The 19045-nt window shown below is 50.4% G+C and carries 17 protein-coding genes; 4 read left to right on the top strand and 13 right to left on the bottom strand.

What is annotated here, in order from left to right; translation table 11 throughout:
* Position 1: 1 nt before the first annotated feature.
* From fliI to fliF, 4 genes are read right to left on the bottom strand one after another with little or no spacing between them, the layout of a single operon-like run.
* Positions 2-1390 carry a flagellar protein export ATPase FliI gene (fliI, locus tag BCM14_RS13105; protein ID WP_106228512.1) on the bottom strand — a complete coding sequence of 463 codons (1389 nt, stop codon included), beginning with the start codon at positions 1388-1390 and terminating at the stop codon, positions 2-4.
* Positions 1391-1437: 47 nt separating this feature from the next.
* Entirely contained in the window at positions 1438-2088 is a 651-nt protein-coding gene (locus BCM14_RS13100) for a flagellar assembly protein FliH (RefSeq protein ID WP_259673624.1), read from the bottom strand.
* The gene (gene fliG, locus BCM14_RS13095) at positions 2081-3082 is read right to left on the bottom strand and encodes a flagellar motor switch protein FliG (protein ID WP_106228483.1); all 1002 of its coding nucleotides are present in this window, start codon (positions 3080-3082) and stop codon (positions 2081-2083) included. Before fliG ends, BCM14_RS13100 begins: the two co-directional genes overlap by 8 nt.
* Positions 3075-4685, bottom strand: a complete 1611-nt coding sequence (fliF, locus tag BCM14_RS13090) for a flagellar basal-body MS-ring/collar protein FliF (RefSeq protein WP_106228482.1) — start codon at positions 4683-4685, stop codon at positions 3075-3077. The genes fliG and fliF overlap by 8 nt, the downstream gene beginning before the upstream one ends.
* A gap of 140 nt (positions 4686-4825) precedes the next feature.
* On the opposite strand from fliF, the gene fliE reads away from it, so the two are divergent.
* On the top strand, positions 4826-5212 hold the full coding sequence (fliE, locus tag BCM14_RS13085; protein ID WP_106228481.1) for a flagellar hook-basal body complex protein FliE: 387 nt from the start codon (positions 4826-4828) through the stop codon (positions 5210-5212).
* Positions 5213-5230: 18 nt separating this feature from the next.
* Here fliE and BCM14_RS13080 read toward each other — a convergent pair whose 3' ends face one another.
* Genes BCM14_RS13080 through BCM14_RS13070 form a run of 3 tightly spaced genes read right to left on the bottom strand, consistent with a single transcriptional unit; the run spans position 5231 to position 6770 of the window.
* Positions 5231-5509: an EscU/YscU/HrcU family type III secretion system export apparatus switch protein gene (locus BCM14_RS13080; RefSeq protein WP_106228480.1), complete on the bottom strand. Its 279-nt coding sequence runs from the start codon at positions 5507-5509 to the stop codon at positions 5231-5233.
* Complete coding sequence (locus BCM14_RS13075; protein ID WP_106228479.1) at positions 5502-6437, bottom strand: hypothetical protein; 936 nt, start codon at positions 6435-6437, stop codon at positions 5502-5504. Before BCM14_RS13075 ends, BCM14_RS13080 begins: the two co-directional genes overlap by 8 nt.
* Before the next feature lie 12 nt (positions 6438-6449).
* Entirely contained in the window at positions 6450-6770 is a 321-nt protein-coding gene (locus BCM14_RS13070) for a flagellar protein FliT (RefSeq protein WP_259673623.1), read from the bottom strand.
* A 160-nt stretch (positions 6771-6930) separates the two neighbouring features.
* On the opposite strand from BCM14_RS13070, the gene BCM14_RS13065 reads away from it, so the two are divergent.
* Both BCM14_RS13065 and BCM14_RS13060 read left to right on the top strand, forming a co-directional pair.
* The gene (locus BCM14_RS13065) at positions 6931-8121 is read left to right on the top strand and encodes a response regulator (RefSeq protein ID WP_106228477.1); all 1191 of its coding nucleotides are present in this window, start codon (positions 6931-6933) and stop codon (positions 8119-8121) included.
* 2 nt (positions 8122-8123) lie between these two features.
* Positions 8124-10913: a PAS domain-containing hybrid sensor histidine kinase/response regulator gene (locus tag BCM14_RS13060; protein ID WP_106228476.1), complete on the top strand. Its 2790-nt coding sequence runs from the start codon at positions 8124-8126 to the stop codon at positions 10911-10913.
* A gap of 31 nt (positions 10914-10944) precedes the next feature.
* On the opposite strand, the gene BCM14_RS13055 is transcribed toward BCM14_RS13060, so the two are convergent.
* Genes BCM14_RS13055 through BCM14_RS13045 form a run of 3 tightly spaced genes read right to left on the bottom strand, consistent with a single transcriptional unit; the run spans position 10945 to position 14307 of the window.
* A complete protein-coding gene (locus BCM14_RS13055; RefSeq protein WP_106228475.1) occupies positions 10945-11583 on the bottom strand; it encodes a response regulator in 639 nt (212 codons plus the stop codon).
* Between the two features lies 1 nt (position 11584).
* Positions 11585-11806, bottom strand: a complete 222-nt coding sequence (locus tag BCM14_RS13050) for a hypothetical protein (RefSeq protein ID WP_146129776.1) — start codon at positions 11804-11806, stop codon at positions 11585-11587.
* Positions 11807-11865: 59 nt separating this feature from the next.
* Complete coding sequence (locus BCM14_RS13045) at positions 11866-14307, bottom strand: tetratricopeptide repeat protein (protein WP_106228473.1); 2442 nt, start codon at positions 14305-14307, stop codon at positions 11866-11868.
* A gap of 133 nt (positions 14308-14440) precedes the next feature.
* On the opposite strand from BCM14_RS13045, the gene BCM14_RS13040 reads away from it, so the two are divergent.
* Positions 14441-15706 carry an MFS transporter gene (locus BCM14_RS13040; RefSeq protein ID WP_106228472.1) on the top strand — a complete coding sequence of 422 codons (1266 nt, stop codon included), beginning with the start codon at positions 14441-14443 and terminating at the stop codon, positions 15704-15706.
* 56 nt (positions 15707-15762) lie between these two features.
* On the opposite strand, the gene BCM14_RS13035 is transcribed toward BCM14_RS13040, so the two are convergent.
* Genes BCM14_RS13035 through BCM14_RS13025 form a run of 3 tightly spaced genes read right to left on the bottom strand, consistent with a single transcriptional unit; the run spans position 15763 to position 19039 of the window.
* Complete coding sequence (locus BCM14_RS13035; protein ID WP_106228471.1) at positions 15763-17058, bottom strand: aspartate carbamoyltransferase; 1296 nt, start codon at positions 17056-17058, stop codon at positions 15763-15765.
* 53 nt (positions 17059-17111) lie between these two features.
* A complete protein-coding gene (locus BCM14_RS13030) occupies positions 17112-17816 on the bottom strand; it encodes a DUF1028 domain-containing protein (RefSeq protein WP_106228470.1) in 705 nt (234 codons plus the stop codon).
* A gap of 32 nt (positions 17817-17848) precedes the next feature.
* Complete coding sequence (locus BCM14_RS13025; protein WP_106228469.1) at positions 17849-19039, bottom strand: pyridoxal phosphate-dependent aminotransferase; 1191 nt, start codon at positions 19037-19039, stop codon at positions 17849-17851.
* Positions 19040-19045 lie beyond the last annotated feature (6 nt).

The following is a 19045-nucleotide window of genomic DNA, read 5'->3' as shown; positions in this document are numbered from 1 at the left end:
TTCAGCGTCCTGCCGTTGTGCTGGTATCAGCATCTGAAAATAATGCCGCCAATCCTTGAATGCTGGTCGGGACATCCGATCGTTCGGTTCTATCCTGTTGCAAAAAAGACTCCACGATCTGCCGCTTTCGGATTGCCTCGTCCAAAACTGGATCACTCCCAGCAGAATAAGCACCTACGTTGATCAGGTCGACGTTTCGGTTGTAGCGAGATGTCAGTTGCTTGAGCCGGCGAGCGTCGCGCTGATGATCCGCGGTGACGATGGCGTACATGACACGGCTAATCGATTGTTCGATATCGATGGCGGGATAATGACCACTTTCAGCCAAAGCTCGGTCGAGCACAATATGGCCATCCAAAATCGCACGCGCAGAGTCCGCTATCGGATCTTGCTGATCATCGCCCTCGGTCAAAACAGTGTAAAACCCGGTAATCGAACCGCCACCGGGCTCACCGTTACCTGCACGCTCAACCAGCACTGGCAACTTAGCAAATACTGAAGGCGGATAACCCTTAGTGGCAGGTGGTTCGCCAATTGCCAAAGCGATCTCGCGCTGCGCCATCGCATAGCGAGTCAGTGAATCCATGATAAGCAAAACATGCTTGCCCTGATCTCTGAAATATTCGGCGATGGTGCAAGCGTAGCGTGCCCCCTGAAGACGCATTAAGGCCGGGGCGTCGGCAGGCGCTGCGATGACAGCGGTCTTGAGCAAGGTCTCAGGACCAAGAATCTCTTCGATAAATTCTTTGACCTCCCGGCCTCGCTCACCAATCAATCCAACGACGATGATCTCGGCATCGGTATAACGTGCCATCATGCCAAGCAAAACGCTCTTACCCACGCCAGAACCGGCAAATACGCCCATCCTTTGACCACGCCCAACTGTAAGCAAGCCATTGATTGCCCTCACCCCAACATCGAGAATGGTGTCAATCGGCGTGCGATTCAATGGATTGATTGGCTGGGCATGCATGGATGCAAACTCGGTCGCATTCAACGGCCCCTTATCATCAAGCGGTTGCGCACTGGCATCCAGGACACGGCCTAACAGGCACGCACCGACTGGCAGCTGACCAGGTGGGGGCTGACCGCTCTTGCTATTATGTTTTCTGGATAGGATTTTCGAAGCGGGGCCCACGCCTTCGGTACCACCGTAGGGCATCAGTAACAAATTACCGTTTTCAAAGCCGACGACTTCTGCCTCGAGCATTTTGTCATCCTCAAGCCGAATGTAACAAAGACTCCCGATGGGCATGTGCAGACCTGCTGCTTCGATAACGAGGCCAGCTACACGAGTAATTTTGCCAGCTACTTCAAAAGTGTCTAGCTTGCTCAAGGATTTGGATAAGCTAGCCGATAGCTCTTGCCAGCCAGTTGTCTGGCTCACGATACGCGCTTCGCCAAGGGTAGTCGGGTCGTCAAGGATCTGAGCACCGGTCACGATTTTGACTCCTGCCAATCATCAGATTGCCCCAACGCCTCACTGATCCGGCGCCAGCGGCTCGGATTCGTTGCATCGACCGTGTTCGTAGCAGTTTGCACGATGCACCCGCCCGATTCGATACTGTCATCTTCAATCAGGGTCCAGCCCTGATCCTGCAAATCAGCCATCATGTAACGATTGACGACTTCGACATCAGCCGGATTCAAACTTAAGCGCAATGGCGCCTGCAGAACGGACAAGCTTGCGATTGCCTCGCTAATAATGGGCAAACACACCTTAGGATCAACATCGAGCTTAGCTCGTAACATCGCCTTCGCGATATCCAACGACAGCTTGAGAAGCTCTTCAGCAGTCTCAATATTTTTGCGGTCAATCACTTGCTGAAAATTAACTAGCAATTCGGCGAGCATACGCCGCTCAGTTTCGACCATCTGCCTACCGGCTTCGAGCGCCTGCTGATGACCTTCGCTCATCCCCCGCTCATAGCCATCGGTATAGGCTTTCTCGTAAATCTGCTTGATTTTTTCGGGTGATACAACCAGGGCTTCCTGGGCTTCCAGGTTCTGTTTAGTCTCAAACAAATCAGCGAATCCACTACCTTGCTTGGAGGTGTTAAAACTCGATCTTGCAAAGGCGTTAGACATATTGCTCGTCTCCACCTTTACTCGACAGCATAATTGTCCCGTCATCCGCCATTTTGCGCACAAGTTGCAAAATCGTTTTCTGTTGCGCCTCGACGTCAGACAACTTAACTGGGCCTCGATTCTCGAGATCTTCTTTCAACATTTCACTCGCACGAGCCGACATGTTTCCATAAATTTTATTGCGTAAGCCTGAACTTGCGCCCTTGAGTGCGATTACCAATGACTCGGATGGAATATCCCGCAAAAGCAACTGAACACTGGCGTCTGGTAGCTCTGAGATGTCATCAAAAATAAACATCTCATCGACAATCTCTTGCGCCATGTCTTCATCAAAGCCCTTGATGCCTTCAATCAGACTGCTCTCGACTTCAGAGTTCATAAAGTTCATGATGGAGGCAGCGACGCGAACACCGCCAATACTCTTTTTATTGGCGCCTTCACTACCCGATAACAACCTTGTCAGCACATCATTAAGCTCTTTGAGTGCTGTTGGCTTGACGTTATCCAGGGTCGCGATGCGCAACATAACATCTTGTCGCAAGCGTGGCGTAAAACAGGCAATAACAGAAGAAGCTTGATCAGGCTCGAGGTGAACCAGGATCGTTGCAATGATCTGAGGGTGCTCTTGTCGGATGAGGTCAGCAACCGTCTGCGCATCCATCCATTTCAGGCCCTCTATACCGCTCGCCTCACGCTTGTTCAGAATGCGTTCGATCACACCGCTCGCGATGTCCTCGCCCAACGCCTTAACCAGCACGGTCCGTACGAACTCGTCAGAGTCTTTGCCGAAAGCCGACGAATCGCTTGTCGCTTCTGAAAACTTCTCCAACGCGGCTTCGACTTGAGCATGATCGACGTTGGTCAATGTCGCCATCGCTACGCCCAAGCGCTGAACCTCACGCGGACCGAGGTACTTCATCACCTCGGCGGCACCGTCCTCGCCAAGCGCTAGCAGCAGGACTGCTGATCGCGTGACGCCATCATCTTCAGCCATTGCCAGCACCCGCTATCCAAGAGGACACCACATTGGCGACCAGCTTGGGGTTTTCCATCGCCAGGGCCTTGGCCTGCGCTAAATTATCAGCATAATTGCGCGCAACCGCAGCCTCTTGTTGCGTCGGTGGCTCGAGCATGGCGGAGGAATCGTCCGCTAAGAGAGCCGCCTGCGGCTGATAGACTTCTTCTTGAGGGCTCAAGGCCTCGATCAGCCTGGTAACCATTGGCTTTAAAGCACGCTGATATAAGAAGAACAACACAATAACCCCTAGCGCTATCCTGCCAAAGTCTTTAGCGGGTTCAACAATATCGGGATTGCGCCAAATAGGCAAGTCGGGCAAGTTTTCAATCTTTTCAGGCACGAACGCCGAGTTCACGACACTGATCGTATCCCCTCTGGCTTCGCTATAGCCCATTGCTTGTTTTGCCAAATCTGTGATTTGTTTTTTCTCATCATCCGTCAGGGCTCGCGGTACGAGTTTACCGTCTACGACTTCCTGCTTTTGATTGACAACCACTGCAACAGATAGACGTTTGATTACCCCCGTTGTTTTCTGGGTGTAGCGAACAGTTTTATCAACCTCGTAATTGACCGTGACGTTCTTGCTGGTTGGGCCAGCAGGCGGCGCGCCGTCTGCACCACCAACTGCGTTCGGATCGTTAACAATCGGTGCGGTTGCATTGGCGCCCGGTTGGTTAGTCAAGGCCCCCGGCACACCCGTCGCAGCGGTCGAACCCCCTGCTGCGGATGACTCGTTTGTCTGCTGGCTGCGAATCACAGCATTGTCTTGATTTTTGTTTGGTTTGTATTCTTCTCTTGCTTCTTCCAAAGACGAGAAATCGATTTCAGCATTGGCCCTTGCCAGTACGTTTTTCAACCCGACAATGGGCGTAATGATCGCTTCAACTCTCGCAGCGATCCCTCTTTGCAAGTCTTCGACATATTTAAGCTGGCTGGGGTCAACCTGATTTGCCCTATCCTTGGTCGTGTCAGACAATAAATCCCCGTTCTGATCAATGATGGAGACATTGTTGACCAATAATCCGGGTACGCTGCTTGCAACCAAGTGCAAGACAGCGCTCACCTGCTGACGCTCAAGCGTGCGACCGGCTTGTAACTTGACCAGCACCGATGCAGTTGGCTTTTGCTGGTCTCTTAAAAACACGGTAGATTTGGGGATTGCCAAATGAACTCTGGCGTTTTCAACCACAGAGATCGCTTGAATACTGCGCTCTAGCTCGCCTTCAACTGCTCGCTGATAATTGACTTGCTCGATGAACTGAGAGACCCCAAAGCCCTGTTTTTCTAAGAGCTCAAAGCCAATGTTGCCACCTTTCGGCAAGCCCATCGCAGCCAGCTTCAGTCTGGCCTGATGGACCTGTTCAGCTGGCACCATGATGGCCGCGCCGCCATCCGAAACCTTGTACGGAATATTCATTTGCTCGAGGACTGCGACGATCGCGCCACCGTCTTTATCGCTGTAGTTCGAGAACAGCACCTTGTACTTCGGCTCTTGACTCCAAAGCCAAAAGGCGATCATCACCGCAAGCACAGCGGCAATCCCTAAGGCGAGCAGAAGTTTCCGATTTAATCCGTTCATACCAAGAATTATGGAGGATAGGGTAGATTTCAATTGCTAGAATAAGCTTGTTTTTTTTCACTTTATTGTCATTCAGGCTCAATCGCCCCCCTGCTACATTGCTATACATTGAGGCAATCCGCAAAAAAGGAGGGGGTTACATGAACGTTGGAGGAATCGGCACGGATCAGATCCAGTCCATGCTCGCCCAATTGCGCAACATCGGATCGCAGGCGAGCGCTCCAGCGAGTGCAGCTGCCGTATCACCGCTAGCTTCGCCTCTGGCAAACCCCATTACAACAGGTGGCGTACAGCCATCTAGCGTGGTCGATTTTTCAAAGATATTGCAAGGCTCGTTAAATCAGATAAAGGGCTATCAGGACGAATCGCAAAATCTCGGTCAGCGCTTTACGATGGGGGATAGTTCTGTATCTTTGTCAGATGTGATGATGGCCAGTCAAAAAGCCAGCTTGTCTATGCAAACAGCCGTCCAGGTTCGTAATAAGCTCGTTTCAGCTTATCAAACGATCATGAACATGCAGATTTGATCAGGATGATGCCTTAATCTATTGTTTGGTATCGCCATTTTCAAGTCGATACACCCACACGAGAAGCTCCGCGATTGCTTGATAAAGCAGTTCTGGGATGTGGTCATCTAAATCGACATTCATTAATAAATTAACCAGCTCTTTCGATTCGTGCACAAATAGCTTGTGCTCCTTGGCTAGTTTAATGATTTGCTCTGCCACCACCCCACGCCCTTTTGCCACCACGCGCGGGGCGAACTCGCCCTGTTCATAGGCAAGTGCCACCGCCTGCTTGCTGGCTTTGGGGAGTTCAGTCATGGGGGCTAACAAGACAAGATTCTAATTTCTGACCCGTCGCAGTCAAGGCATCGACGAGTTTGGGCAAAGCGGGCTGAAGCACAGAGGAGGCAACGCCCTCTACTGCTTTGACTGATACGCTCAGGGCGCCGTCTGATCTCAGTTTAAACGTCGCGGCGATCTTTTTTAGCTTAGGCAAGTCAAGCACCATGGTGCTAGTCACCGTAGTCGGATTCTCAGAATCGGGGTTTTCTCCGCTTCCATTAGGATTCTTATCAGCAGGACCTTCTCGATCAAGTTGTGTCGTCCATTGCATCACCTGACCTGGCCATACAGTGCCTGCCCAACGCACGGCATTACTCTCCAGGATTTCTAACTGCTTGGACACCAACCCTGCGGGATCAAAAGCGTTCGTGTTCTGGGGTTGTGCCCTAAGCTCTTCGGCTGCGCCGGAGCCCAGCACAAGATTTGCGAGCTGTGATTCGTAAAACAGGCCACTTCCAGTCAAAGTTTGTTTCAGTTCAGCCGCAATCTGTGCGGGATCTGTCACGTTATTCAAAAGAGGCTTACCAGTGGCGACGGTACCACCGATCTCAGGTACTGAATCCGCCTTAGTCAAGAATTGTCCGATTAAGGTTGCCGCTCGACTGATAGCGACATAAGCTGCGTTATTGCCAGTGTCTGATCCGACCACTTCAAAGATCGGGACATCTAAACCGCCGACATATTTAAGCGTGACGACTTGTCCTGCACTGACATCACCCGACAACTTGACGTTTACTAACCCATCCTGCAGGCGCAGCACGACAACTTGCCCCTGCGCATAACTGACCACTTCAGCTTGATATTCGTGACCAGCTACAAACTGTGCACCAGTCGCGTTCGACGTCGCCTGGCCCGACGTGCCAGACGTAGTGGCGCCGACCGCTGGTACACCTTTTATTTCCATTAAAAGACCCCGTTAGTCTCTGTTTGGTGCCGACGGTCTAGTTCGAGAACGCGGTGCCATCATCTTAGCTAATTCGACCATCCAAGGCTCGGATAGATCACGAATCCGCCGATCATCAGCCAGAATCTTCATCAGATAAGCGACTTTAGTCTCTATCTCTTGCGATCCCAATTCTGTCTGTCGCTTTGCTACTTGGATCTGTTTGACATAGGTTGCACAAACCGCCTCAAGTTCATTCAAGGCATCCCAATCTTGGCGCTGGGCAGCCTCGACCATTTGATGACTGACTTGTAGCATGTCATCATAAACCGATAATATGTTGCGTTTAGGCATGGGGGGCGATTCAGAGAAAACAGTATCGCTATTATGCTCGGCAACAGGCATACACTTATCGGGTAAACAACGCGGGGTTTTACCCTCTGTTCTATAAACCCAAGGCGCGCAAGCGCCATCGATACTCAAAGCGGGTCTCACAGCAACTGAAAGGAAGACAGTGAGCAAGATCAATCGTATCGTGACAACCCTTCGCACTTGGTTATCTGACCCCGCAGATGACAAGGCGCCGGCGCACAGAGAGGATCAACCGCATCAGCAAACCGATGCCCACGACCTCGTTTACTCGTTTCCCAAAAGCGTGCGAACCGGGCTGAAGACACGACTTAGCATTGGGTCTAGCTTGACGGACGACCGCAATGAGCAAAGGGCTGAAACGCCAGTATTGGACGCTTCAGCAAACGTCACTTCTGCACTAGAAGAACCCGACCTCACGCCAACTTCGGCGATCGAACCACCACCAGCCGAAGCACCCAGCCAACCATTAGCTATTCATTTGAAAGCTAACACTAACAGGCTGCACTTCGCTACAGCCATCCCGCCTGAAAAAACTACAACCAAACGGCGCATACTCAACCACTCAATCAAAGGGTTCGATTTTGCTAGCGCCATCGTGATGCTGGGCGATGAAGAGTTGATCTTGCAAATGATAGAAATATTTTTGAAGGATTCAGCAGAAACGATCAACACGCTGACAGATCACATTAACAAGCAGCGGTATGGCGACGCACAATATAGACTCCATGCACTCATCGGCTCAGCAGGGATTCTTGGGGCAACAGATCTTAGAGCCGCTGCTGAGCAACTAGACAGAGCACTCAAGCAAAGAACGATGATTGAGCCCGCATTTGAGCAGTTCAAAACCGCATTTCAAACCAGTCAAGCCACACTCATGAGCATGTTGCAGTCAGATTCGCAGAACAACAGTGAGGCAAGGGCATCAGCTGACGCCAAGCATCACGCCGATAGTCTTGCCAGCAAGAGTATTTTGCTGGCAGATGACAATCAGTTTGTGCAGCACGCCATGCAGGCATTGTTGCAACGACACGGTTGGCGCGTCGCCATAGCGGGTAACGGCCAAGAGGCCGTGTCTGCTGTCAAACGGGGACGATTTGATTTGGTGTTGATGGACGTACAAATGCCAATACTCGATGGTTTAGAGGCGACCAAATTAATCCGAAGCATCAAGGCCAACACAGCGCTTCCGATTATCGGGCTCAGTGCGAGTGCGAATACAGCAGAGCGCACTGCTTGCCTGGCAAGCGGGATGACTGATCTAATCGCAAAAACGACTAGTCCTGATCAATTAATCGCTCTGATCAACGCTCACACTGCGCCTGGGGGTTGCTAACGATGACTACTCGATCGCCCACGCCTTTTGGTTTTGGCTTATTAATATCAAGCTATGTTTTGATCGGATTATTAGATCGATTGATCGCGCCGGTCGAACTGATACCGGGGATACCACTCTTGTTGGCTAGTAGCCTTGGTATGGCTCTGGTGCTGGCAAAAATGCCAAAGTCTCTGCGAGCAGTCTGGGTCGGCGCAATGATGCTGACGCTGAGCCTTGAATACCGACAGGACAGCGATATCTTGACATTGGTTATGGCAACCGTGATCGTTGCTATCGCTGCCTATGCCCAATGCCTGATTGCAGCAAGCATCCCCAAGCGTCTTTTCAAAACAGATTACGCAGCGCTCAATAACGTTGCCTCTATCTTCGTTTTCATCACGTTGGCGCTACCACTGGCTTGCCTGCTACCAAGCGCGGCTCATGAAATATTTTGGGGCCGCAGCACTCAAATAGTTTCTCTGTCCAACTTGATGCAAGCGCTGAGCATAAGCTCGTTTATTAGCACATGGTTGAGCTACTGTTTTAGTACAACGCTTTTTGCGCCTCTGTTTTTGGCGCTTCTTTTGAAACAACAACCCGAGTGGCAAGACCGCTGGGTTGGCGCTTGTCTCCTGTTGGCGATCGTCGTTGCGATTCGTCATGTCATCATATTGCCCAATGACACAATCCCTATTGCTGCCTTCAGGCTCGTGATGTTGATGATCGCGCAAAGTATCATTCTTTTTTATACAGGTCGCAATGCGCAATTCAAGTTGAAAGCGCGAACTGGCGTCAACGAACAACTCAATCTGTTCAGACGGGTCATTGATAGTTCGAACGACATGATCATGATCTGCGAAGAAGATCAGACCGCTGACAATCGACTCAAAACAATATATGTCAACGATATGTTTGTCACTCGATCTGGGTTCCTGAGAAGCGAAGTACTGGGCAAGCCGCCTGAGCTACTTATCGGTAAACAAACGCCGCGACGAACGATCAACAGTGTCAAGCGGGCAATGTTAGCCAGATCCACGTTTCGCGCCGAGTTAGCGACGCACACGAAGGATGGCGGCACGAATTGGGATGAGGTCATCGTTCGACCAGTCATACTCAGTCACGAGTCACCTATCAGCTGGATTTTTGTGCTTCGTGACGCGTCAAAAAGAAAAGAGCTAGAAGACAGCATGAGAAACGCCGTTGACACGGCCAACGAAAATACTCGAGCCAAATCTAATTTCATCTCAACGATGTCACATGAAATCAGAACCCCCATGCATGGCATTATCGGGCTCGTCGAGCTCGCTTTGCTTGAGGACTTGCCGGCAGCCGCGAGAGGCTTGCTTGTCACTGCCCAGACTGCCTCTCAGACTTTGTTAACCATCTTGAACGATATTCTATTGTTTTCGAAGATCGAAGAAAACAAAGTATTTGATGATGTTGCCCGACTAGATCTTGATAGGCTCCTGGAAGAAATCAAGAACCTGTTCTTCGCATCCGCCTCACTGAAAGGAATAGGGCTAGAGCTGCGATTATCAAAAAATTGCCCGCAGTGGTTGATTGGTGATGCCACAAAAATACGGCAGATTTTGTCGAATCTCGTCGGTAATGCAATCAAGTTCACCTCGAAAGGCGCGGTGCAAATCACGATTGATTTAATGTCCTTTGACGACACAACCGTCACGATCCGTTTTTCTGTTGTTGATACGGGAATCGGCCTCGACCCGGCAACGTTGGAGTATGTCTTACAACCTTTTCATCAAGCCAGTACAGACACCTGGACCAAATACGGTGGCTCGGGCTTAGGATTAACGATTTGCCAGCGTTTGCTGAATTTGATGAATAGTGAATTAAAGTTGAAAAAAACACTCACGGGTGGTGCGCATTTTTACTTCGACCTGTCTCTCGGTATCAGTGCAGAGCGAGTAACAGACGAAAATCAGGATCGACTCGCACCCGAGGAAGAGCGTCGCACGGCGGGTCGGTTAAGCGATTCAACTGCCCTTCCATTAAGTGATATTCGCATCCTGTTAGCTGAAGACAACCCGATTAATCAAGAGATCGCGGTCAAATTTCTCGAACGCGCTGGGGCGAGCGTCGATGTTGCACAGCACGGATTAGAGGTGCTTTCAATGATTGAACAGACTAACTACGATGTCATCCTGATGGATTTGCAGATGCCGCATATGGACGGCCTGACTGCAACACGGGAATTGTTCATGCAACCAGCCTGGAACAAGTGCCCTATTATTGGCGTCAGTGCAGGTCTCTCCAATCAAGACAAGGACAAATGTATATCCGCTGGCATGCGGGATTTTCTTTTAAAGCCGGTTAATTGGCAGCAATTGATTTCCTTGCTACGAGAGGTGGTCAAGCCAAGCCTCAAGTTTGGCGGTACCAAGTTTCCAGTGCCCTCATCTAACCATTCGGTTCCGCTCGCAGCCAGTTCATCAGATGACACGGTTCACTCAATTGAAGCCACCATAAAAAACCTGGATGACAATCAATTGGCACTGCGGCTCTTAGGGTTGTTCTCTGTCGACGGTATTGCCGTGAAGAAAGAACTTGAGGCGTTGATTTCCGTTAACGACTTTGAGCAAGCACTTAAGAAATTGCACTACCTCAAGGGTTCTGTCAGCATTCTAGGTATGCAGGACTTACTTAGTGCGATTGATAAACTTCACACCTCCCTACAACACAGCACGCTTGATCAATCGATTTACGATATGTTCAAGCAGCAATTAGAGAGCGCCATCAACATCGTCAATAAACTCCGAACGTCTCTTGAATCCAACCTCAAGAACGACTGATACTGAGTGACGTCCCACGACGTTGCTGCGTTTACGCCAGTAAATTATTTTTGATTGCGTAATTGGTCAGGGCTGCTGTTGTGCGCATATTCATTTTTTTCAAGGCACGACTTCGATACATGCTGACGGTTTTGGCAGACAAGGCCATTTTTTCGGCGATTTCCGTGATGGTCAGACCTGAAGCCGCCATCACCATATATTGATATTCGCGATCAGATAACTGCTCGTGGCCCACCAGGGACGATGTTTTACCAATATCCTCAGCCAATAGTTCAGCGACTTTAGGACTAATGTACTTGCTTTTGCTGGCGACTTTTTGAATCGCCGCGATCAACTCGACACTTGTTGTGCTTTTATTTAAATAGCCATTCGCACCAGCCTTGAGCGCCCGCATCGCGTACTGCTCTTCGGGATACATGCTCAAGATAAGGATGGGCAGATCTTTGTGGCGCAGACGAATTGCCTTGACCAGATCAATACCATCCCGGTCCGGTAGCGCCAGATCAAGTAACAGGCAGTCGATGTCTGTTGAGGTCACGATTTTCATGACCTCGGCTGCTGAGCTTGCTTGCGCCACGACTTTCATTTCAGGGCGGACAGAAAGAACGTTCATCATGCCTTCTCTAACTAGAACATGATCATCTGCCAGCACTATTTTTATCAGACGCATACTAGCTCTTTGTACCCAACATATCAGAAATGACTGAAAGCTTTTTTTCGGTCGAAATGACGATTTGGGTCAGTTTTTCGACTTGCATCAGACGTTTTGAACGATCTTGTTCATCGGCGAGCCCCTGCAGACTCAGCCGCAGTGCAAACAAATTGCCGCCGACCTCGCCATGCAAGTCTTGCACAATCGTTTTGTGTATTTCGCACCACCGGTCCATTGTCATGCCCAATCCGTCAAGCCTGCAGTCTTAACGGATAGCGAAGTCGCTACCCGTCACCAAGTTTAGCTTACTGTCGTTGCGTACTCCTTCAAAGCAACAATGACTTCTTCAATCACTTGATCCCACTCCAAAGGTTTTCGCTGGTTAAACAACCTGACGGTCGGATACCAGGGGTTGTCTTCGCGCTGATCCAGCCAGCGCCAACAGGCATCAAAGCGGCTCATAATCCAAGTGGGCTTGCCCAAGGCTGCCGCCATGTGCGGTGTAGAGGTATCCACTGCGATCACAAGATCAAGGTTTTCAATCAGCGCAGCCGTATCAGAGAAATCTTTTAATCGGTCCGTATAGTCAAGAATGTCCGGGCCATCCCATCCGACACGCTTGGCCTCAGCCAATTCCCCTTCAGCTGGCTGACCTTTCTGAAGACTGATGAATTCCACATCCGCAGCTCTCAACCCGGCCAATTGGAACAAAGACATATTGCGGCGGCGCTTGGTCGCAGTGGAATCTTGCTGATCGTTACTGATTCCACCGGACCAAACCAGACCAACCCTCGGCTTGGTTTTGGGGCCAAGGACATTGCCCCATTGTCGTACCTTGATTGGGTCGGCCGATATATAAGGCACCGACGCCGGAATGTTCTCTAGTCGGGTCTTGAAGGCAAGCGGCAAGCTGATGAGCGCGCAATAGTAATCGTATTCAGGCATCGTACCACCCGGGAAATAAGTGGGCACAACCTCACTGACCCCTTCTAGTCTCTTCATGATTTCAACTAACTGGACTTGGGACTCAAATATCACTTTAGCCCCAAGCTTTGCGACCAAGGGGATGTAACGACAGAATTGCAGTGTGTCACCAAGACCCTGTTCACCGACAATCAGAATGGTCTTGCCCTCCAAGGGCTCAACGCCTGTCCATCTTGGCTTGTCGTATTCTCGATTGCATACAATCGATACCGTCGCTTTGAAACGCGCCTCATAATCTTGCCAGCCCTGCTCGAAATCTCCCACAGTCAGCAGCAGCATCGAGCGATTCCAGCGCGCTTCATCGAATTCGGGCTTCAGTTCCAGCGCCCGCGTCAAATCACGAATGCCTTCAGACAAGCGTCGCATTTCATGCAGGATAACGCCACGATTGTTATAGCCTTCATGCAAGGTATCGTTCATCGACAGCGCGATGTTGTAATGCTCAAGCGCTTCGTGAATTCGATCCAACCTTTTCAGGTTGACGCCAATATTGAAGTGCGCCTCTGGATTGATCGGTTTTAAGGCAATGGCTTTCTTAAACTGCTCAATCGCTGATTCGTACTGCCCCATTCTTTCAAAGACGGTACCCATATTTAGAAATGCATCCGGAAACATCGGATCAACAATCGTCGCCATCATCAGATCGGGTAAGGCTTTGGTGTATTCCTTTTGATCGATATAGATTACTGCCCGATTGTTCAAGGCAGCGGCATAGTCTGCCTTGATTTCGATTGCCCGCGAATAACTTTTTAAGGCGGCTTCCGTATCCCCATTGGACTGCTGCATAATCCCGAGGTTGTAATGCCCCTCTGGCAGGTTGCCGTCGAGCTCCACGCCTTTTTGAGTGCTCGCCAGTGCCTCATCCTTTCGATCCAACTTTTGCAGGGCAGCCGCGCGATCAAAATGGATTGCAGAATAATTTGGATTCAAAGCAAGCGCTTGATCATAGGCAGCAAGGCACTGCTCAAACTGACCTTGATCTCGATAGGCCAAGCCCAAATTGACATAGGCTTCAAAGGATGCAGGATTAAGCGCGATGGCCTGCAGATAATTACTGATCGCCTGCTCTGGCTGGCCGAGTTGTTTGTATACCAAGCCGCGATTAACGTAAGCTGACAGGAAATGTGGATTGAGCTCAAGCGCCCGATCGTAGGCGAGTAAGCTTTCCTGAAACCGCTGCGTCTTTTGCAACAAATAGCCAAGACTGTGCCAGGCTTGGGCAAAACCAGGATTCAATCGCGCGGCCATTTCATAATCCGCAAAGGCATTGTCGATTTGCCCTAATTTTTCGGCCAGTACCCCGCGATTAAAATATGCCAGAACATAATCGCCTTTGATTGCAATAGCCTGGTTATAGCTACTCAACGCCTCATTTGATTGACCAAGCAACTCGTAGACGGCACCAAGATTCGTAAACGCCTCAAAATTGTTTGCGTTAATAGCAATGGCTCTTTTGTAAGTCGCAAGCGCATCATCAAAACGACCCAGCTCACGCTGCACGACGCCGTAATTGTTGAGCAGCTCACTATCCTTATCGTTCACTTGAACAGCTGTGTTCAACAAAGTAAAGGCCTTTTCATAATGGTGGCCTTGAGCTGCGATGACTCCAGAGAGCTTTAAGGCGTGAAAATTGCGCGGCTGCATCTTTAAAACAGACTCGTAACAGGCTTGCGCTTTCGCGAGTTCTCCTTGTTGATGATGAGCCAAGCCTTTTTTTAGCTGAGACATCACCGCCTGTTGACTGTTTGCCTGTGCCATGAATACACGCCTTGATCTTAATGGGATTGACTAAACATCCTTGCATAGAGAGGATATGTTAGGCTTTCGCACACAAAGATGAAGTAAAGAAATAGAGGCAACAACTGGTGTTTATCCGGATTTAACAATAAAAATGAAGATTTTCTATGGCTGGAAGATGGTCATATCGGCTGTCTGTCTGCAGTTCCTCAGCTCAGTCCTCCTGTTCAACTCGTTAGGCGCATACGCATCCGTGTTGATAGAAGAAAAGGGCTGGAGCCGAACCGCTGTTGCCGGCGCGGTGTCCATGCAGTCCATGGAGGGTGTTTTTCTTGGGCCTTTCATGGGCGGCTTCTTGGACAAATACGGTGCAAAACAAATACTGCGGATCGGTGTCATCGTAGTCGGCGCCGGTTTTATGCTGCTGAGTCAAATTGACACCATAGGCAGCTTCTACTTAGCCACGCTCGTTTTTGCAGTGGGGACGTCATTCTCTGGTTACTTTCCCTTGAACGTTGGCATCATTCAGTGGTTTGAAAAAAAACGCGCCCGTGCATTGTCTACGGTCGGTCTGGGTCTGGCACTTGGTGGAATTTGCGTACCCATCGTTGCATGGTGTATGCAAACCTATGGCTGGCGTGCAACCGCTTTTGGATCCGGCGTCATCATGATGGTGGTGGGGTTTCCACTTGCAAGCATTTACCGTAAGCGACCAGAGGATCTGGGTTTGCACATAGATGGAATCGACCCCATCCTTGCTCAGGCGACCGCAAATCAAGGCGATACGTCGCACCTTAAAGCAGGCATGACAAAAGAACCATCCTTCACCACCATGCAGGCAATTCGCACCAGAGCTTTCTGGCTACTAGCCGCGGGGCACTCAAGCGCATTACTGATCGTGACTGCAGTTAACGCCCATGCAATCAATCACATGCGCACGGCGCTGCACTACAGCATTGCGCAAGCCTCTTTCATCATCACGACGATGACAGCGTTTCAACTGGCTGGCGTATTGATTGGTGGTTATCTTGGCGATAAATTTCCCAAGCGTTTACTGTCGGGAATGTGCATGCTCATGCATGCCCTCGGTTTGTTGTTTTTAACTTTCGCAACCGAGAGGGGTTCTCTGGTTATTTTTGCCGTTTTACACGGCCTGGCCTGGGGAATCCGCGGGCCTTTCATGCAAGCGTTGCGTGCTGACTATTTTGGTCGCCAATCGATTGGTCAGATCTTGGGGATCTCGGGGATTATTGCCGCAATGGGTCAGTTCGCAGGCCCGCTTGTGGCAGGTGCGCTGGGTGATGCGACGGGTAACTACCAACTAGGCTTTACCGTACTTGCACTCATGGCAGCAGCGGGATCACTCTTGTTTCTGTTAGCGAAAAAACCGGATTTACCGCGTGATTCAGCCACCAGCTAAGCAAATGCCACGTTATCGGTCATGTCCAGCTTCGGTTTCGGCACACGTTTCGTGACTTAACTTTCATCAACATCTGGCAACGAATCATCCGGCCCGATATTTGCTGGCGTAACCCAAGTGACATCCTTCATTGATCGCTGAACCAGCTTATCCACACCCAGCAATTTGGCGAAAATTGCCATCCTGACAGGTATGCCATTGTCAGTTTGCCTGAAGATAGCCAATCTCGAATCAGCGTTCAGGTCCGTACTTAGATCATGTGACTCAGGTCGGCTATCCCGAGGCAAGGGGTGCATGATCACCACATCTTTTTTACAGGCGGTGTTCACCAGCTTTTGATTAACCTCAAAATCTGTACCGTAGCCGTCGATCGCCTCTTCAGTAAATCGCTCTTTCTGGATTCGCGTCGCATACAAAATATCAGCGTCCGCTAGTGATCGCGCCGGAGAATTGCTGAGTTCGACAACGTGGCCATTGCGGCTCACGACTTCCACGATCTCAGCGGGCATCTCAAGTGCGGTTGGCGAAATCAGTGTGAATTTCAGTCCGCGGTAAAGCGAGAGCAATTTAATCAACGAGTGCACGGTGCGGCCGTACTTCAAATCCCCGACCATTGCGATGTGAGCACCGTCGATCAACTTACCCAGCCCAGAAAATTCTCTCTGAATGGTATACAGATCGAGCAAGGCCTGACTAGGATGTTCACCTGGGCCATCACCTCCGTTGACCACCGGGATATTGGTCGCACGAGCAAATTCTGCGACAGATCCTTTTTCAGGATGTCTGACAACGATGGCGTCAACATAACCACTGACAACACGACTGGTATCGTAAATGGACTCACCTTTGGCCATCGACGAAAAAGTGAAACCGGTGGTGTCGCAAACCGAACCACCCAAGCGGCAAAACGCGGCACCAAAACTGATGCGCGTGCGGGTGCTTGCTTCAAAAAACAGATTGGCCAGCACTGCGCCTTCGAGCACACGAGTGACTTTTTGTCGCCTCGCGATCGGTTGCATCACATCAGCCAAAACAAAAAGTTCTTCAACCGAGTCACGGGTGAACTGATCGACCGACAACAGATGGTTGATACGACCACCATGACCACCGATATGGGCAACCTCAGAATATGCGCTTTGTGTATATTCATTCGCATCAGGATGATTCGACAATATCTCAGCAACAAACCTGCGAACCACCTCAGGTGTAGCGCGATATTCACTGGATTCATCAGGCAACAACCAACTGTCCAGTGTACGACGACGGCAGCCAATTCTGTCGGCAAACACATCGCGGGTCATGTTCAGACGCCGCATGGCGTCACGAAGTAATACTTGCTGAGGCACGACCATGGATTCCCCCCCACACTATCAATTAATTATTGTTTGATTATATACACAATGCGTTATTTTCGCTGATGAAACTGTTGGATATGCGCTTCGATCTCAGCTCTGACAATCAGACCTGAATACCGGCCGCGCCCTGGCAAACATTCTAGAAAACCCTGAAACCGTTCGAGACTTTTTTCATACAAACGCCTGAGTTCAACGAAAGGCTCTTCGTGATCATCTACGCGCAAATCAAGTTGCGGATAATCTTCGTCGAAATGCAGTTTTAACGCGGCCGATTGCTTGCCGCGTTTATCGCCTCCAGCGGCTTGACCCGCATCCAGCGCGGCCAGCAAACGCTCACCCAGTGGCCGGCCACTCAGATCCTGAAAGGCCTGAGCCGTCTGCTCAAGGACTTGAGGACCTGCCAACATATTGCCAGCGACGCTGAAATTTTCACCGATCAGGTGCCCACACCAGTCAATACATTCGGCTCCAGTGTGCGCCGCTGCAGGACCTCTCACCGGCAAAATATGCACTTGGCGCTGCTCACGCCCTTCATCCGCAGCAATCAACTGTTGAATAGCCTCAGAAGCTGGGACTTGATTCGAAATCAGATCAAGTCCAGCGGGCCCGTATAACGGATTCATCAGCGCCTGTGTCGAGAGCGCGGCCACCTGTCGACGGGTGTTAACGCAGAGCGATCCAACTGCAAAAAATTTACTTGCAATCGCCACACCGAAATGACCTTGCTCATCTCTTGCCAAAATCGACCAAGTCATACGCCACCTTTATGAAATTTAGACAAGACTCGTCAAACCTTGCGATACCAATCCTTAACCGCGGCCACGAAACGAGTCACCCCTTCGGCCACGCTAGCTGGTTCAAGCGCGCCATAAGACAAGCGCTGATAATTAGCCTCGTTACTATTGAGCAAACCAAAGGCAAAACCGGGAATAGACACAACCTTATGGTTCTTTGCCATCGCCTGATTAAAGGCAAGCGCCTCCGTTTGCTGTGGCAAACCGGGCAATTTCAACAACACGTAAAAGGCGCCTTGCGTTCGGGGAAACTGGACGAGATCGCCCAGCGTGTCGAGTGCCGCAAACACATCCTGTCTCACCGTTGCGAGCGCCTGAACCTTGGGTTCAACCCACGCACGACCGAGTTTTAAAGCCGCGATTGCTAGCAACTGAGAGGGCACTGGCGCACAAATGAGGTTGGTATCCTGCACTTTGTTCATGGCGTCAAACAAGTCAGCAGGGAAAACAACATAGCCCACCCGCCAGCTGGCCATCCCGTAATTCTTTGACAAAGAGTAAAAGGACAAGGTGTGCTTGTGCGCACCAGGTAAAGAGGCTGGTGAGAAATGCTTCACGCCCTCATAAGTGAAGTATTCATAAGCCTCATCGCTGAAATGATAGATACCATGGTTTGCGCATAGCTGGTTCACTGCTGTGAGCGACGCCTGTGAGTACACAGCACCGGTCGGGTTGTTCGGCGATACCGTCACAATCGCGCGCGTTCTGGGTGTGATCGCTGCCGCCAACGCCTCAACATTAAGGCTCCAGTCAGCATTGACTTCGACGGGCACCGGCACGCAACCGATCATCCGGATAGCCATCTCTTGATTAAAGTAGAAGGGCTTAGGCAAAATGAATTCGTCACCTGGGTCTGCGACCGCCATGGCGCAATTCAAAAACGCCATATTGCTGCCAGCTGTTACCATCACCATCGCATCCTGACCACAGTGAACGTTATTTTCGGTCACCAATTTTTGCTGCAGCGCCTCAATCAAGCCTTGATAGCCCATGACGGACTGATATTTGTTCAACTGCGAATCAGCCATCAATCCCGGTAACGCGGCAATGGCCTCTGAAGGCGGTCCATAATTAACGACGCCTTGACCTAAAGAAATAGTGCCAGGATTTTCGCGAACCATTGCGGCGATCGCGGGAATGATGGGTGCCTCGACAGAGGCAATACGCAGGGATTGACGCTTCATGAAATC

Origin of the sequence: Jezberella montanilacus (assembly GCF_003003055.1) — a bacterium.
GTDB lineage: Bacteria > Pseudomonadota > Gammaproteobacteria > Burkholderiales > Burkholderiaceae_B > Zwartia > Zwartia montanilacus.
The sequence above is the reverse complement of the archived record's forward strand: the minus strand, read 5'-3'. Positions and strand labels throughout refer to the sequence as shown.

What these genes read in the sequence shown, in the direction of transcription:
- BCM14_RS13100 (WP_259673624.1), bottom strand. Translation starts at nt 2,088, where the DNA reads ATGTCTAACGCCTTTGCAAGATCGAGTTTTAACACCTCCAAGCAAGGT.
- fliG (WP_106228483.1), bottom strand. Translation starts at nt 3,082, where the DNA reads ATGGCTGAAGATGATGGCGTCACGCGATCAGCAGTCCTGCTGCTAGCG.
- fliF (WP_106228482.1), bottom strand. Translation starts at nt 4,685, where the DNA reads ATGAACGGATTAAATCGGAAACTTCTGCTCGCCTTAGGGATTGCCGCT.
- fliE (WP_106228481.1), top strand. Translation starts at nt 4,826, where the DNA reads ATGAACGTTGGAGGAATCGGCACGGATCAGATCCAGTCCATGCTCGCC.
- BCM14_RS13080 (WP_106228480.1), bottom strand. Translation starts at nt 5,509, where the DNA reads ATGACTGAACTCCCCAAAGCCAGCAAGCAGGCGGTGGCACTTGCCTAT.
- BCM14_RS13075 (WP_106228479.1), bottom strand. Translation starts at nt 6,437, where the DNA reads ATGGAAATAAAAGGTGTACCAGCGGTCGGCGCCACTACGTCTGGCACG.
- BCM14_RS13070 (WP_259673623.1), bottom strand. Translation starts at nt 6,770, where the DNA reads ATGCCTAAACGCAACATATTATCGGTTTATGATGACATGCTACAAGTC.
- BCM14_RS13060 (WP_106228476.1), top strand. Translation starts at nt 8,124, where the DNA reads ATGACTACTCGATCGCCCACGCCTTTTGGTTTTGGCTTATTAATATCA.
- BCM14_RS13055 (WP_106228475.1), bottom strand. Translation starts at nt 11,583, where the DNA reads ATGCGTCTGATAAAAATAGTGCTGGCAGATGATCATGTTCTAGTTAGA.
- BCM14_RS13050 (WP_146129776.1), bottom strand. Translation starts at nt 11,806, where the DNA reads ATGACAATGGACCGGTGGTGCGAAATACACAAAACGATTGTGCAAGAC.
- BCM14_RS13045 (WP_106228473.1), bottom strand. Translation starts at nt 14,307, where the DNA reads ATGGCACAGGCAAACAGTCAACAGGCGGTGATGTCTCAGCTAAAAAAA.
- BCM14_RS13040 (WP_106228472.1), top strand. Translation starts at nt 14,441, where the DNA reads ATGAAGATTTTCTATGGCTGGAAGATGGTCATATCGGCTGTCTGTCTG.
- BCM14_RS13035 (WP_106228471.1), bottom strand. Translation starts at nt 17,058, where the DNA reads ATGGTCGTGCCTCAGCAAGTATTACTTCGTGACGCCATGCGGCGTCTG.
- BCM14_RS13030 (WP_106228470.1), bottom strand. Translation starts at nt 17,816, where the DNA reads ATGACTTGGTCGATTTTGGCAAGAGATGAGCAAGGTCATTTCGGTGTG.
- BCM14_RS13025 (WP_106228469.1), bottom strand. Translation starts at nt 19,039, where the DNA reads ATGAAGCGTCAATCCCTGCGTATTGCCTCTGTCGAGGCACCCATCATT.